The 14,251-nt window shown below is 75.6% G+C and carries 14 protein-coding genes; 5 read left to right on the top strand and 9 right to left on the bottom strand.

The window, feature by feature from the left end; all coding sequences use genetic code 11:
* Positions 1-162 precede the first annotated feature (162 nt).
* The 3 genes from CK505_RS04090 to CK505_RS04080 form a co-directional block, all read right to left on the bottom strand.
* Positions 163-582 carry a 6-carboxytetrahydropterin synthase gene (locus CK505_RS04090; RefSeq protein ID WP_017834754.1) on the bottom strand — a complete coding sequence of 140 codons (420 nt, stop codon included), beginning with the start codon at positions 580-582 and terminating at the stop codon, positions 163-165.
* A 27-nt stretch (positions 583-609) separates the two neighbouring features.
* A complete protein-coding gene (locus CK505_RS04085; protein WP_095650311.1) occupies positions 610-1,617 on the bottom strand; it encodes a zinc-binding alcohol dehydrogenase in 1,008 nt (335 codons plus the stop codon).
* 115 nt (positions 1,618-1,732) lie between these two features.
* Positions 1,733-1,930 carry a hypothetical protein gene (locus tag CK505_RS04080; RefSeq protein WP_255219436.1) on the bottom strand — a complete coding sequence of 66 codons (198 nt, stop codon included), beginning with the start codon at positions 1,928-1,930 and terminating at the stop codon, positions 1,733-1,735.
* Here CK505_RS04080 and CK505_RS04075 point away from each other — a divergent pair.
* The 3 genes from CK505_RS04075 to CK505_RS04065 all read left to right on the top strand — a co-directional run bounded on the left by CK505_RS04075 (position 1,910) and on the right by CK505_RS04065 (position 4,029).
* Positions 1,910-2,440, top strand: coding sequence for a maleylpyruvate isomerase family mycothiol-dependent enzyme (locus CK505_RS04075; RefSeq protein WP_255250884.1), 531 nt, complete (start codon positions 1,910-1,912; stop codon positions 2,438-2,440). The two genes, CK505_RS04080 and CK505_RS04075, sit on opposite strands and share 21 nt — an antisense overlap.
* 73 nt (positions 2,441-2,513) lie before the next feature.
* Entirely contained in the window at positions 2,514-3,047 is a 534-nt protein-coding gene (locus CK505_RS04070) for an alpha/beta fold hydrolase (RefSeq protein WP_017834750.1), read from the top strand.
* Between the two features lie 52 nt (positions 3,048-3,099).
* A complete protein-coding gene (locus CK505_RS04065; protein ID WP_141246776.1) occupies positions 3,100-4,029 on the top strand; it encodes a serine hydrolase in 930 nt (309 codons plus the stop codon).
* A gap of 66 nt (positions 4,030-4,095) precedes the next feature.
* On the opposite strand, the gene CK505_RS04060 is transcribed toward CK505_RS04065, so the two are convergent.
* The 4 genes from CK505_RS04060 to CK505_RS04045 all read right to left on the bottom strand — a co-directional run bounded on the left by CK505_RS04060 (position 4,096) and on the right by CK505_RS04045 (position 9,792).
* Positions 4,096-5,523, bottom strand: a complete 1,428-nt coding sequence (locus tag CK505_RS04060; RefSeq protein ID WP_095650309.1) for an FAD-binding oxidoreductase — start codon at positions 5,521-5,523, stop codon at positions 4,096-4,098.
* Positions 5,524-5,634: 111 nt separating this feature from the next.
* A complete protein-coding gene (locus CK505_RS04055; protein WP_095650308.1) occupies positions 5,635-7,452 on the bottom strand; it encodes a M23 family metallopeptidase in 1,818 nt (605 codons plus the stop codon).
* A gap of 184 nt (positions 7,453-7,636) precedes the next feature.
* Positions 7,637-8,161: a DinB family protein gene (locus CK505_RS04050; RefSeq protein WP_095650307.1), complete on the bottom strand. Its 525-nt coding sequence runs from the start codon at positions 8,159-8,161 to the stop codon at positions 7,637-7,639.
* 113 nt (positions 8,162-8,274) lie between these two features.
* On the bottom strand, positions 8,275-9,792 hold the full coding sequence (locus tag CK505_RS04045) for an MFS transporter (RefSeq protein ID WP_095650306.1): 1,518 nt from the start codon (positions 9,790-9,792) through the stop codon (positions 8,275-8,277).
* Between the two features lie 122 nt (positions 9,793-9,914).
* Here CK505_RS04045 and CK505_RS04040 point away from each other — a divergent pair, with 122 nt between their 5' ends.
* Positions 9,915-10,460 (top strand): TetR family transcriptional regulator, encoded by a 546-nt coding sequence (locus CK505_RS04040; protein WP_031283706.1) that lies wholly within the window; start codon positions 9,915-9,917, stop codon positions 10,458-10,460.
* A gap of 33 nt (positions 10,461-10,493) precedes the next feature.
* Here the strand turns inward: CK505_RS04040 and CK505_RS04035 are convergent, their stop codons facing one another.
* Positions 10,494-11,720, bottom strand: coding sequence for an FAD-dependent oxidoreductase (locus CK505_RS04035; RefSeq protein ID WP_095650305.1), 1,227 nt, complete (start codon positions 11,718-11,720; stop codon positions 10,494-10,496).
* 193 nt (positions 11,721-11,913) lie between these two features.
* Between CK505_RS04035 and CK505_RS04030 the strand changes: the two genes are divergently transcribed.
* Positions 11,914-12,471, top strand: a complete 558-nt coding sequence (locus tag CK505_RS04030; protein WP_017834740.1) for a dihydrofolate reductase family protein — start codon at positions 11,914-11,916, stop codon at positions 12,469-12,471.
* 21 nt (positions 12,472-12,492) lie between these two features.
* On the opposite strand, the gene CK505_RS04025 is transcribed toward CK505_RS04030, so the two are convergent.
* Positions 12,493-14,190: an ATP-dependent DNA helicase RecQ gene (locus tag CK505_RS04025; RefSeq protein WP_095650304.1), complete on the bottom strand. Its 1,698-nt coding sequence runs from the start codon at positions 14,188-14,190 to the stop codon at positions 12,493-12,495.
* Between the last annotated feature and the right edge of the window lie 61 nt (positions 14,191-14,251).

Here is a 14,251-nt window from a genome sequence, read left to right as displayed (position 1 = left end):
CGGCGCCGTCCGGCGCGGGCCAGCACCCGGCCACCGGCACGAGCCGGGCCGGGCGCCCCAGGGCGTCCAGCGCCGCCACGAGCCGGCGGTCGTAGAGCGAGCCGCCGGTGGGCCGCCCGCCGTCGTCGGGCACCACCACGTCGATGCCCGCGCGCGCGGTGCTCACCGGGCGGGGGCGGGCCCGCCGCGCTCGCTGAGCACGGGCAGCTCGAGGGTGTAGGAGGCCCAGGCGTCGGGGGTCTCCCGGAGGGTCACGGTCAGCCGCTCGAGCCCTTCGACGAACGCCGCCCCCGCCGCGAGCCGCTCGGCGACGTACTGGGCCAGGACCTCCGTGGTGGACAGCCGCCCCGCGAAGTCCGGGTGCTCGTCGAGGTTGCGGTAGCGCAGCCCGTCGAGGACGCCCGCGAGCAGGTCGTTGGCCACGCCGATGTCCATGACCACCCCGTGCTCGTCGAGGACCGGCCGGGACCAGGTGGTCTCCACCACGTAGGTGGCCCCGTGCAGGTTCTGGGCGGGGCCGAAGAACGGGTCCGGCAGGCTGTGGGCGATCATCATGTGGTCTCGGACGGTCAGGGTGAACACGGAGCTCCTCGGGTCGGTGGGGGGCGGTCAGTCGTAGTGCACCACGTGGCACAGGACGTCCGGGGCTCCTGCGGCGAGCCGTGCCATCGTGGCGGGCAGCTCCTCGAACGAGGAGCTCCCGGAGAGCAGGGCGTCGAAGCGGGGGTCCCGGAGGGCGTCCAGCGCGGTGGCGAGCCGGTCGGCGGTCGTGCGGCGGGCCCGGCGGGCGGGGGCGACGACGCCCACCTGGCTGGCGCGCAGCTGGAGCCGGCGGGCGTGGAAGTCGGCGCCGAGCGGGACGGCAGGGTCCTCGTCGCCGTACCAGGACAGCTCGATCAGCTCCCCCTCGTCGCCGAGCAGCTCGAGCCCCCGCGCCAGGCCGGCGGCGGTGGAGGAGGCGTGCAGGACGACGTCGCACTCCCCCGCGGCGTCCTCCGGCAGCACGTGCTCCACGCCGAGCCGGGCCGCGAGCCCCCCGCGGGACGGCTGCGGGTCCACGAGCTGCAGCCGGGCCAGCGGGAAGCGGGCCAGCAGCGCGGCCGTGCACGCGCCGATCATCCCGGCGCCGACCACGGCCACGCGGTCCCCGAAGCGGGGCGCGGCCTCCCACAGCGCGTTGACGGCCGTCTCCACCGAGCCCGCGAGCACCGCGCGCCCGGAGGGGACGTCGTCGGGCACCGGGGTCACGGCGGAGGCCGGGAGCACGTAGCGGTCCTGGTGGGGGTGGAGGCTGAAGACCCGCCGGCCCACCAGGTCCTCCGGCCCCTGCTCCACGACGCCCACGGAGAGGTAGCCGTACTTCACGGGGCCGGGGAAGTCCCCCTCCTGGTACGGGGCGCGCATCCGCCCGTGCACGCGCGCCGGGACGAGGCCGCGGTGGACGAGCGACTCGGTGCCGCGGCTGACCCCGGAGCGCAGCGCCCGCACCAGGACGTCCTCGGGGCCCGGGACGGGCAGCTCCGCGGTGCGCAGCTCTCCCCGGCCGGGCTCCACGGTCCAGTAGGCGCGGCCGGTGCGGGGGTCCTCCGGCGGGGCGGGGTGAGCGGCGTCGGTCATGGTCCCATTGTGTCCTGACGGCCGCGCCGCGCCACCGGGTGACCACGGCGCGCCCCCGTGACCCCCGTGCCCCCGGCCGACCACGCCGCCGCGGGGTCGGCCGGGCGCTGCCGGGTCAGCCGGGCGCCCCGTGGTCGGCCGGCGGGGAGCGGACGTCGCCGGGCTCCTCGTGCAGCTCGGCGAGCGCCCGGCGCAGCGCGGCATAGCGCCGCGCCCCGAGCCGGCGCCGCCACTGCTCCTCCACCTCGGCGACCACCCCGGCCGCCACCGCCTGGGCGGCCCGGGATGGGCGGTGCGGGACGTCGCGGCCCACGTCATCGCCTCGCCCCAGGTCGGTCTCGCCGATCTCGTCCCGGCCCTGTGGCGGGGCCGCGGGGACTACAACCGCGCCCTGTACCTGGACGCCCGGGCCCGCGGTCGCCGGCCGGTCGAGTCGATCCTCGCCGACTACCGCCGCCTGGACGGCTCGAGGCGCCACCCGCCGGGCACGACCGTCCGCGAGCCGCTGCTGGACGTCCTGGTCCACACCCAGGACATCGTCCTGCCCCTGGGCCGGCACCACGCCATGCCCCCGGAGGCCGCGCGCACGGCCGCCGACCGGGTGTGGTCCATGCCGTTCCCGTTCCGGGCGCGCCGGAGACTGCGCGGGGTGACGCTGACCGCAACCGACGTCGACTGGCGCGCCGGCAGCGGCCCCGAGGTCCGAGGCGCCATCGACGCGCTCCTGCTGCTGCTGACCGGCCGCACCGCGGCGCTGGACCGGCTCGAGGGGCCCGGCCTCGACGTCGTGGGAGCGGGCCCGGGAGCCTCCCGCCGCTCTTGACACCTCGCCGCGGCGGCGGGGACGCTGGTGGAGGCGGCGTCCGCCGTCACCTCCCCCGTCCCCGAGGTGACCCATGGTCCAGCGCATCCTCTTCCTGCACGGTGCCGGGCCCCAGCCCCGCACCGGCGACAACCCGGTGCTCGAGGCCGTGCGGCGGCAGTGGCCCGATGCCGACCTCGTGGCCCCGGACCTCCCGAGCCCGGAGGACCCCGACCCGGACCAGTGGCAGGAGGCGATCGGCCGGGCCGTCCGCGCCATCCCGGACGAGCCCTGGGTGATCGTGGGCCACTCCCTCGGCGGGTCCGAGGCCCTGCGCTTCCTCTGCCACCGGATCCCCACCCTGCTGCAGCGCGTCGTGACCGTGGCGGCCCCGTGCTGGTGCCCGGAGCACCCGGACGTGGAGGAGCAGGGCTTCGCCCTGCCCTCCACCGTGGGCCGGAAGCTCGCGGACCTCGAGATCGTCGTGGTCCACGCCGAGGACGACGACGTGGTGCCCCCCGCCCACGCGCGCTGCCTCACCGAGCGGCTGCCCTCGGCCCAGCTCGTGCTGCTCCCCTCCGGCGGGCACCTGCCGACGTCCTGGACGGACCGGGGTCTCATTGCGTGAGGCGGACCCGCCCGGCTCGGCAGGACGGCCGCCGTGCGAGAGCATGGGCACCATGAGCCGATCGCACCCGCAGCACCGCAGGACCGTCCGCACCCTGGGGGCCGCCGCGCTCCTCCTGGGACTCACCGTCCCGGCCCCCGCGGCGGCGCTCCCGGCCGCCCCGGGCGGTGCGGCCGCCACGACCGCGGCGGTCACCGTCCCCGCCTCCTGCGGTCCGGCCGCGGGCCCGCTGCCCGCCGCGGCGCAGGACGACCGGCGTGCCCTGACCACCGCGCTGGACGGGCTGAGCGCGGCGGTGGGCGCCGAGATCGGGCTGCTGGTGCAGGACGCGGACGGCCGCACGGTCTTCGCCCACCGCCCCGAGGTGTCCGGCATGGAGGCCAGCCTCTCCAAGGTCCCGCTGGCCCTCACCACCATGCGCCTGGCCGCCGAGCGGGACGGCCGGCTCACGGAGCAGCAGCGGGCCCTGATCCGCGACAGCGTCCACGAGAGCGGCAACGAGTCCACCACCGCTCTCTACGGCGCGCTCGGGCCCACGCTCTCCGCCATGGAGGGCGAGCTCAACGAGACCTACGAGCTCATGGGCGTCAGCTCGACCCGGTCCTCGGGCGGCTGGGGCCACAACCTGACCACCGCCTCCGACCAGCTGGCCGTGCTGGGCACGGTCGTCCGCGGGGCGGACTGGCTGCCCGAGGAGGACCTGGCCTGGCTGCGGGAGCAGATGCGGCCCACCCATCCGTCCCAGACCTGGGGCGTGGGCGCGGCCCGCGCGGACGGGTCCGGGGCGGCGGACTCCCTCGTCAAGAACGGGTGGCTGCCGGACGCCGGCGGCGCGTGGGACACCCACAGCGTGGGGCGCACGGTGTCGGGCGGGACCGCCCACCACATCGCGGTGCTGGGCTCCGGCTACCCCTCCGCGGCCTGCGGCCAGGACGTGGCCACCGCCGTGGTCGACCTGTACCTCGCGCTCGGGACCGGCTGAGCTCACGCGGCCGCGTGCGGCGCCCCGGACCGCGCGCCGGTGGCGGGGGCCCTGCCCGGTGTCCGCTCAGGGCCGGCCGGGCGGCACGTTCAGGTTGTGCCGGAAGAGGTTACCGGGATCGTAGCGGTCCTTGAGGGCGGCCAGCCGCTGGTGCTTCTCCCGCCCGTAGGCCAGGCGGACCGCCTCCGCCGGGTCGCCCCCGAGCTCGGCGTCGGGCCCCATGAGGCCGACGTACTCGCCGTGCTCGGCGAACGGCTGCATCGTGTCCCGCACGGTCCGCACGAAGGCCGCGAGGTGCTCGTCGTCGGCCGGGTCGTGCCGGACGCCGTGCACCGTCAGCCAGTACCGCGCGGACCGGTTGGGGAAGGCGGTGGCCTCCTCGGGCACCCTGCCGAAGGCGCCCTCGAGGTGGTGGACGTCGATGCCGGCGCCCCGGCAGGTGATCCCGGCGGCCAGCCCGACGAGGACGTCGACGACCTCGTCGTCCAGCCGGGAGAAGGGAAGGTTGCGCCAGTGGCCGTGCGAGCCCCGGGGGAAGAGCCCGTCCCGCGCCCCCTGCCACGCGAGCCAGGGCGTCGGGCCCATCTCCTCGGCGTCGGGCGGAGCGTCCTCCCGCAGTCCGTCGACGACGTCCAGGCCTGCTGCGTGGTCCTCCGAGACCCAGCTGAACCCCACGGTCAGCACCGGCGCCTCGCCCATCCCGGCCGCCGGGGGCGGGATCGCGAAGGTGAGGACCGGGTTCATCTCGTCCGGCAGACCGCGCGACCACGCGGCGAAGGCGGACAGGGCGCCCTCCCAGCGCGGCCTGCGGTAGTGGAGGTTCCCCGCGAGCACGGCGGACGGCAGCCGGCGGGCCCGGAAGGTGAAGGAGGAGACGACCCCGAGATTGCCGCCGCCGCCGCGGAGCCCCCAGAACAGCCCGGCGTTCTCCTCCTCGCTGACGTGCAGGTGGTCGCCGGCGGCGGTCACGACGTCGGCGGAGTCCAGGTTGTCGAGGCTCAGCCCGTTGCTGCGGGTCAGCCACCCCATGCCCCCGCACAGGGTGAGCCCCGCCACGCCCACCGCGCCGGTGAGGCCGCCGGGAACGGCGAGGCCGTGCCGGGCCGTGGCACGGTCGAGAACGGCGAAGTTGGTGCCGGGCTCCACGCTCACGAGCTGGTTCGCGGGATCGACGACGACGCCCCGCAGCCGCCCGAGGTCCAGCACCAGGCCGCCCTCGACCGTGCCGTGGCCCGCCACGCCGTGCCCGCCGCCCCGCACCGCCAGCGGCAGGCGCGTGCGCTGGGCCGCGGCCAGCGCCAGATCGATGTCGGCGAGGTCCCCGGCCCGCACGAGAGCCCGGGGACGGGCGTCGATCAGGCCGTTCCAGACGCGGCGGGCCCTGTCGTAGTCGGCGTCCCCCGGCTCCACCAGCGCCCCGGCGAGACGGCCCCGGAGTTCCTGGAGCGCCCTGGTCGTCCCGTGGTCCGGCGCACCGTGGTCGGTGGTGCTCATGGCTCCCGCTCCCGCGCGAAAATAATTCGTCGGCCCGGGGCAAATTCTAGTCGTCCGCGTTCCCGACTCGGCAGATGACCTCGTCACGCCTGCATAACTCCGCGCGGGACGTCAGGGACGGACTGTCCCGTCCGCTCCGGCGGCCGGCCCGGGCGCGGCGTCCGGCTCCGCCCCGGCGGCACCGGCGCCCTCTGCGGGGCTGGCCGGGTCGGTGGCCCCGGTCCGGCCGGTGGCCGGCTCGGCCGCGGCCTTCGGCGCCGGGCTGTCCGGCTCCGCGTCCTGGGCGTTCGGGATCCCGTCGCCGTCGCGGTCCGGGTCGTCCTCGTTGCGCAGGCCGTCGCCGTCCAGGTCCGGGTCCTCGTCGTTGCGGAAGCCGTCCCCGTCGAGATCCGGGTCCCCGTGGTTCAGCAGGGGGACGCCGTCGAGGAGATCGCCGTCCAGGTTGTCGTCGTCGACGTCCGGGATCCCGTCCTTGTCGGTGTCCCGCTCCGCGTCCGGAATCCGCGGGGCGACTCCCGGTTCGAGCTCGGGCTCCGCCTCGGGCTGAGGCGCGGGCTTCACCACGGGCTGAGGCTCGGGCTTTACCACGGGCTCGGGTGCCACCGGAGGCAGGTCTGGCTCCTCGAGTACTGGCGGGGCCGGAACGGGATCGGGCACGTCAGGATCGACCGGAGGAGCAGCCGGCACGGATGGGGCAGCCGGCACGGCCGGGATGGCAGGGGTGGCCGGGGTGGCCGGCACGGGTGGGACAGCCGGAGCCGGGGCGGCCTCCGCCTGCTGCACGGGCGGCTTGGCGTTTCCGGCCTTCTCGGCCTCTGCTCGTTTCGCGGCCTCGGCCTCTGCTCGCTTCGCGGCCTCGGCCTTCTTGGCGACCTCCGCCTTCTTCACCGCATCGGCCTTCTTCGCGGCCGCCGCCTTCTTCGCGGCCCCTGCCTTCTTCGCCGCCTCGGTCTTCTTGGCGGCCGCCGCCTTCTTCATCGCATCGGCCTTCTTCGCCGCCTCGGCCTTCTTGGCGGCCTGCGCCTTCTGCGCGGCCGGGTCCTCGACCGTGTCCGGGACGGGGACCTCGAGGGAGTACTTGCTGCGGGAGGCGGGGATGACGCGCATGCCGTCGACCCAGTCGAAGGACTGCGGGTCGACGGCCTGCCCGTCCACCCAGGTCTCGAAGTGCAGGTGCGGGCCCGTGACCCGGACGCCGGTGGCCCCCACCGTGCCGAGCTGCTCGGAGGCGGCGAGCCGGTCCCCGGTCCGGACCCGGACGTCCTCGAGGTGGTTGTAGGTGGTCCTGATCCCGTCCGCGTGGGTGACCTCCACCCGGTTGCCGCCCCAGACGTCCCAGAACACGGCCGTCACCACGCCGTCGAGGGCGGCGACGACGGGCAGGCCCGCCGCGGCGGAGACGTCGGTGCCGTTGTGGAACTCGCGCCCGCCGCGGTCCGGGGCGATCCGCCAGCCGAACTGGCCGCCGGGCAGGACGGCGCCGGGACGGGCCGGCGCGATGATCGTGTTGACGGGCAGCTCGCCCTGGTACAGCTTCGGCGCCTGCCGGCCCGGGCGCACGGTCGAGGCCGACTCGCGCCCCCCGTCACCGCGGCCCGTCCCGGCCCGCCAGGAGCCCTGGCCCGCGCCGCCGTCCCGCACGGGGGAGGTCGTGCGGTCGTCCCGCAGCGGTCCGGCCGGCGGAGCGGTCCGCTCCTGCCCAGCCGCGAGCAGGCTCCATCCGCTGTCCCGCTGCTCCGTCCGCTCCGCGGAGGCCGCCGGGGCGCCGAAGGCCGAGCCCCGGCCCTGCCCGGTGTCCGGGCTGATGCCGGAGCTGACCGCCACGCTGACGGCCACCAGCGCCGAGAACGCGGTGAGCGCGGTCACCGGCGAGGACGCGCGCTGGCGCAGACCGGGGCGGGCGGAACGGCGAGAGGAGTCGCGGGGCATGACGGTGTTTCCCCCAGGATGTCGCGACGAGCGACGTGAAGATCGTGCAGGAGTTCGAGGTGCTGGGACCCAGCGTGATCAGCTTAAGCGAACGGAGTCTGACCACCGAGGAAACTCCCGTCCCCACATCAGCGCCTTGTCATGCGACGACTTGATGCAAACGCAAACACCTCGGGACAGGCGGTCAGCAGGGCCCCGACCACCCGTCCTCGAGCAGACCGCGGGCGTAGGCGGCCTGGCCGAGGTGCTGCGCGGCGTCGTCGACCGTGCTCACCAGGCGGGCGCCACGGGTGACGGGCGGGGTCCACGACCGGTCCACCACGTCGTCCAGCTGAGCCTCCGTGAGTCCGTGCACGTACGCCACGGTGCGCTCGACCACCGCGTCGAGGTAGCCGCGCAGCAGGTCGGGGGACGCCACGCGGATCCGTGCGACGTCCTCCGGCCCGTCTCCGAAACCCATGGAGGAGTCGGGGACGTCGAGGCCGAACCGCCCGCTCCACCCCTCGGCGGTCCACACCTCCTCCGTGCCGGCGAGCTGGGCCACCTGTGCGTCCTGCTGGCGGGACGCGTGCCACACCAGCCAGACCACGGAGTTCGCGGTCCCGCCCGGCATGGTGTGCAGCACCTCCGCCGAGATGCCCTCGAGCACGTGCTCCGCCACCTCGGACGGGCGGCGGGCGGCGTCCTCGAACAGTTCCTGCGGCGTCATCGCGACCACTCCTTCCACACCGGGGGCCGGGCCGGCCCCTGCCGCCGAGCCTACGTCCCCCGGGGCCCGTGGCGCCGGGTCCCGGTGAGGTGACGGCCCGGGGGGCGGGCGGGTCAGCGCACGGCCGGCCGCAGCATGCGGGCGACCGTGAACGCCGCCAGGACCACCACGGCCGTCATGACCAGGGCCGTCCAGTGCATGCCCGCCGTGAACGCGGCGACCGCCGCCTCCTGCACCGCGGGACCGAGCGCCCCGGCGCCCTCCGCGACCTCGACGGCTCCGCCGAGGGTCTCGTGCGCCGCGGCCGAGGAGCCGGCGTCCAGGGCCGCGGGCAGGTCGAGGTGGCGCTGGTAGAACGCGGTCAGCAGTCCGCCGAGCACGGCCGTGCCCAGCACCGCACCGACCTCGTAGCCGGTCTCCGAGATCGCCGAGGCCGCGCCGGCCTTGTGCGGCGGGGCCGCCGTGAGGACGAGGTCGTTGGACAGCGTCTCGGCGAGTCCGATGCCGGTGCCCACCAGGCAGAAGGCCACGAGGACCACCACGGCGCCGGCGGTCGCGGAGAGGTCCGCGAGGGTGACCACGAGGAAGCCGGTCGAGGACAGGAGGATCCCCGCCATGATCACGGTCCGGGGGCTCAGCCACCGCACGGCGCGCACGGCCACAAAGCCGGCGAGGACCGTGAGGACGAGGCCCGGGACCATGGTCAGGCCCGCGGTCATCGGGTCCAGACCGACCACGAGCTGCAGGTACTGGGTCAGCATGAACAGGAACCCGTAGAGCCCCACGTTGCCGAGCACGTTGACGGTGACGCCGCCGCGGAAGCCCGGGTGCCGGAACAGGCCGAGGTCGAGCATCGGGTGCGCCAGGACCGCCTGGCGCCGGACGAACAGCACACCGGCCAGCACGCCGAAGGCCGCGCTGAGCAGACCCTGGAAGAGCTCCCCGGAGGCCGTCGCCGCCTTGATGCCGTAGACCACGGGGGTCATGGCGAGCATGGCGAGCAGCACGGACGGGACGTCCACCGGCCCGGGCCGGGGGTCGCGCGACTCCGGCACCAGCAGGGGGCCGAGCACCAGCAGGGGCAGCAGCACGGGCACGGACATCAGGAACACCGAGCCCCACCAGAAGTGGTTGAGCAGGAAGCCCCCGACGATGGGGCCCAGTGCGGCGCCGCCGCTGAAGCCGCCGGCCCACACCGCGATCGCGATCCGGCGCTGCCCCGGGTCCAGGAAGATGTTGCGCAGCAGGGACAGGGTCGCAGGCATCAGCATCGCGCCGAAGAGCCCCATGGCGGCCCGCCCCGCCACGAGCAGCTCGGCGGTGGGCGCGAAGGCCGACGCCGCGGAGACGGCGGCGAAGCCCGTGCCGCCGATCAGCAGCAGCCGCCGGCGGCCGATCCGGTCCCCCAGGGAGCCCATGGGGATGAGCAGGCCGGCGAGCACGAGGGGGTAGACGTCCACGATCCACAGCAGCTGCGCCCCGGTGGGGTGCAGCGCCTGGGAGATGGTGGGCAGCGCGAAGCTCAGGGCCGTGTTGTCGACCGACACGAGCAGGACGGGCATCATCAGGACCGCGAGCGCGGCCCATTCGCGCGCACCGGCCGTGGGGCGGGGCGTCAGCAGAGTGGTCATGGTTCACCTCCGGGGAACGGATCGGGAGCGGACAGCCTCAGTAACTGTACCGTCTAGACGGTACAGTTATGGGCGAGCTGACACAATGGGCACCACGTCCGACCCAGGGAGGTCTTCCTCACATGCCCCGCCCACCCGTGGCCCGGGACAAGCTCCTGGCCGCCTTCGAGCAGATCGTCCTCGACGACGGCGAGCGCGCCGCGACCCTCGACGCCGTCGCCGCCGCCGCCGGAGTGTCCAAGGGGGGTCTGCTCTACCACTTCCCGCACCGCCAGGCCCTCGTGGACGCGACGCTGCAGCGCCTCGAGGAGCTCATGCAGCTGGACCTCGAGGCCATGGCGGCGGCGCCGGACGGGGCCGCGCGCTACTTCCTGGTCACGTCCCTGTTCGAGGACAGCCGGCTGGACCGGGCCCTGATCGTGGCCTCCCGGCTGGTCCAGGCCGGGGACGAGAACGCCCGGGCCGCCCTGAAGCGGCTCGAGGTGGCATGGTACGAGCTGATCCTCGCGGACGTGGGCGACCCGGTGGTGGCGACCGCGGTCCAGCAGATGGGCGACGGGCTCTACCACAACGCGTCGATCGGCTTGCTGCCCGACGGCAGCGCCCGGCGGCACACCATCCTGGAGCACCTCCTGGCCGCGGTGGACCGGCTCAGCCCACGCCCCTGAGCGCACCGCGCCGGCCGGGCGGGAGGGCCCCCGTCAGGCGCGGGGCAGCGGGCGCACGTGCTCGGGCCGCAGACCGATGCCGATCGCCCGCCCGGTGAGGTGGGGCAGGAACGGCAGCGCCCGGACGAGGCCCAGCGGCACCGGGGGCCGCGGCCGCGCCCCGGTCCGGGCCGGCACGAGCCGGCGGGCCAGCACGAGCTGGAACAGCTGGGTGGCGCGCGCCGGCCACGCCCGCCGGCGCTGCACCCGCGCGAGATCCCGCGCCCGCACCCCGCCGCGCAGCAGCCGCGGCCCGAGCAGGTTCGCCGCCGCGACCGCGTCCTGGATCGCGAGGTTGATGCCCACGCCCCCGGCCGGGGACATCGCGTGCGCGGCGTCGCCGAGGAACAGGATCCCGGGCCGCCACCACCGGCGCAGCCGGTCCACGCGCACACGCAGCAGCTTCACCTGGTCCCAGTCCTCGATCGTGGTGACCCCCTCCCCCAGCCCGGGGGCGAGCGCGCGCACCCGTTCCCGGAAGGCGTCCAGTCCCTGGGCGCGCAGGGCGTCGTGCTCGCCGGCCCGCACGATCATGGCGGCCTGCCAGTAGCCGGTGCGCGGCAGGGCCACCACCGCGCCGTCCCCGGCGTTGAACAGCGGCTGCTCCTGCCCCTCGCGGCGGGGCACGCGGAACCACAGCACGTCCATCCGGGACGGCGAGGCCCTGGGCACCAGGCCGGCCGCGGCCCGCAGCACGGAGTCGCGGCCGTCGGCGGCCAGCACCAGCTCGGCCCGGATCCGCACCGGCGTCCCGTCGTCGTCGTGCGCCGTGACGCCGGTGCACCGGCCGTCCTCGACGAGCAGGCCGTCGGCGGCCGTGGAGCGCAGCAGCCGGAAGCCGGGCATCGCCTCGCCCTTCTCGGCGAGCAGGTCCAGGAAGTCCCACTGCGGCAGGAACGCGATGAACGGGCAGCGCACGGGCAGGCGGTCGAACCGCCCGACCACCACCGTCTCGCCGCCGAGGGAGACGGTGGCGCGCTCCACGCGGGTGTGCGGCAGCGCCAGGACGTCCTCGAGCCAGCCGAGCTCGGCCATCAGCTCGAGGGTGGAGGGGTGCAGGGTGTCGCCGCGGAAGTCGCGCAGGAAGTCCCCGTGCTTCTCCAGCACCACCACGTCCACGCCCTGCCGCGCGAGCAGCACCCCGGCCATCAGCCCGGCCGGGCCGCCGCCCACCACGCAGCACGTGGTCCGCACCTGCTCCGTCGTCCGCTCCGCCGCCACGGGTGCCTCCCGGGCCCTCGCTCGTCCGCTGTCCCTGCCGACGATCCCACCGGGGTGGCGGTCGCGCAAGAGGCGGCCCGGCCCGCGTCCCGGCCGGACGCGTCATCCCCGCCGCCCCCTTCCCCCGGCCGCGCGGGAGCGCGAGAGTGGGAACCGCAGCGCCGGACGCCGACCGCACCGACAGGAGATCCCCATGGGCACGCTGATCGTCACCGAGTTCATCACCCTCGACGGCGTCGTCGACTCCCCCGGCGGCGGCCCGCACCCGCACGCGGGCTGGAGCTTCCGGCACGTGACCTATGACGAGGCGGCCTACGAGCTCAAGGACCGCGAGCAGAAGGAGGCGGCGGCGATGCTGATGGGCCGGGTCAGCTACGACGAGTTCGCCCCCGTCTGGCCGTCGATGGAGGAGTTCGCCGAGTACAACGCCATGCCCAAGTACGTGGTCTCCTCCACCCTGGAGGACCCGCGCTGGCACAACACCTCCGTGCTGCGCTCCCTCGACGAGGTCGCGCGGCTGAAGGCCACGGTCGACGGCACGATCCTCGTGCACGGCAGCGCCACCCTGGCCAAGGGCCTCGCCGCCGCGGATCTCGTGGACCGGTACCACCTGCTGGTGTTCCCCGTGCTGCTCGGCGCGGGCCGCCGTCTCTTCGACGACAGCACCGACACGTTCCGCACCCTGGAGCTGGTGGAGCACGAGGCCTACGCCAACGGCGTCCTCAAGTCCGTCTACGACGTCGTCCGCTGACCGGCGGCCGCCCGTCGGGGCTCACGGTCCCTCATCCGGCCGTTCCCCGGAGCCGCGCACCAGCAGCCCGTCGTGCTCCTCGATCAGGCGCAGGGACAGCTCCTTGTACCCGACCGCGTCGAACAGCACGGTGATCCGGTCCGGCTCCGCGCCCATCACGATCCCGTGGCCCCACTCGCGGTGGGTGACCGGGCTCTGGATCTCCCAGCCGTGCGGGGTGGCGGCGGACCGCTCCGCGGCCTCGGCGGCGGAGCCGGTCTCCGAGCAGGTGTCGCAGTTGCCGCACCAGCCGTCGGTCTCCTCGCCGAAGTAGTGGAGCAGCCAGTCCCGCCGGCACCCGTCCGTCTCGGCGTAGCCCCGCATCATGTCGATCCGCGAGCGGTCGATCCGGTGCTGGGCCTCGGCCTCCGCGAGCGCGGCGGCGACGGCGTCCTCCGGCGCGACCCCGTCCACGGCCCGGTAGCCCTCGGGCCGGGCCAGCACGCCGCCGCTGTGCTCGAGCAGGTGCAGGGCCCGGGCCTGGGCCCGGGGGCCCAGGCCGGTGTGCTCGCGCAGCTCGCGGGCCCGGACCGGCCCGTGCCCGAGGACGGCGCGGAAGACCTCCTCGAGGTCCGCCCGCTCGGGGGCGGCGCCGGCGAAGTACTGCTGGAGCCCCAGGTCCTCGGAGCGGTAGTGCAGCACGGCGAGGGCAGGCCTCCCGTCCCGGCCGGCCCGGCCGATCTCCTGGTAGTAGCTGTCCAGGGAGTCGGGGATGTCCGCGTGCACCACGAAGCGCACGTCCGGCTTGTCGATGCCCATCCCGAAGGCGGTGGTGGCCACCACCACGTCCAGCTCGTCGCCGTGGAACCGGGCGTGCACCTCGTCCCGCTCGGACCTCCGGCGTCCCGCGTGGTAGGCCTCGGCACGCACGCCGCGCCGGACCAGCTCCGCCGCGTAGTCCTCCGTCTCCCGGCGGGTGGCGACGTAGACCAGCCCCGGGCCGGCGAGCCCGGCGACCTCGTCGAGCACCGCCCGGCGCTTGTCGGAGGCCTGGTGGTGGCGCACCACCCGCAGCTCGATGTTGGGCCGGTCGAAGCTGTGCACCAGGACCAGGGGGTCGCGCAGGCCCAGCCGGTCGACGATCTCTGCCCGGGTGTGCGGGGAGGCGGTGGCAGTCAGGGCCACGACGGCCGGGCGCCCCATCCGCTCGACGGCCTCCTGCAGCACCAGGTAGTCAGGGCGGAAGTCGTGGCCCCACGAGGAGATGCAGTGCGCCTCGTCCACCACGAACAGGGACGGCGGGTGCGCGGCGAGCCGCTCGGTGATCTCCTCCCTGGCCAGCTGCTCGGGGGCGAGGAAGAGGAACTTCGCGTCCCCGCGCGCCACGGCGTCCCAGGCGGCGCGCTCGCGCCGCGCCCCCACCGCGGAGTTCACCGCGAAGGCGACCTCCGCCCCGAGGTCCTCGTTGATCGCCTCGACCTGGTCGTGCTGGAGGGCGATCAGCGGGGACACCACCACGGCGGTCCCGGGCAGGGCGGCGCCCGGGACCTGGTAGATCGCGGACTTGCCGTGGCCGGTGGGCATCACCGCCAGGACGTCCCGGCCGGCCGCCGCCGCCGCCATCGCCTCGAGCTGGCCCTCGCGGAACTCCGTGATGCCGAAGCCGGACGCGGCGACCTCCCGGAGCCGTTCCGCGGTGACCGGTGCGGCGCGCCCGCCCGCGCCCGTGGCGGCACCCACCGGCTCAGCGGGGGATCAGGGCGAGGACGGTCGCGGGCCCGTGCCCGCCCTCGTCGTCGTC

The organism is Kocuria sp. WN036, assembly GCF_002287015.1.
GTDB classification, from domain to species: domain Bacteria; phylum Actinomycetota; class Actinomycetes; order Actinomycetales; family Micrococcaceae; genus Kocuria; species Kocuria rosea.
The sequence above is the reverse complement of the archived record's forward strand: the minus strand, read 5'-3'. Positions and strand labels throughout refer to the sequence as shown.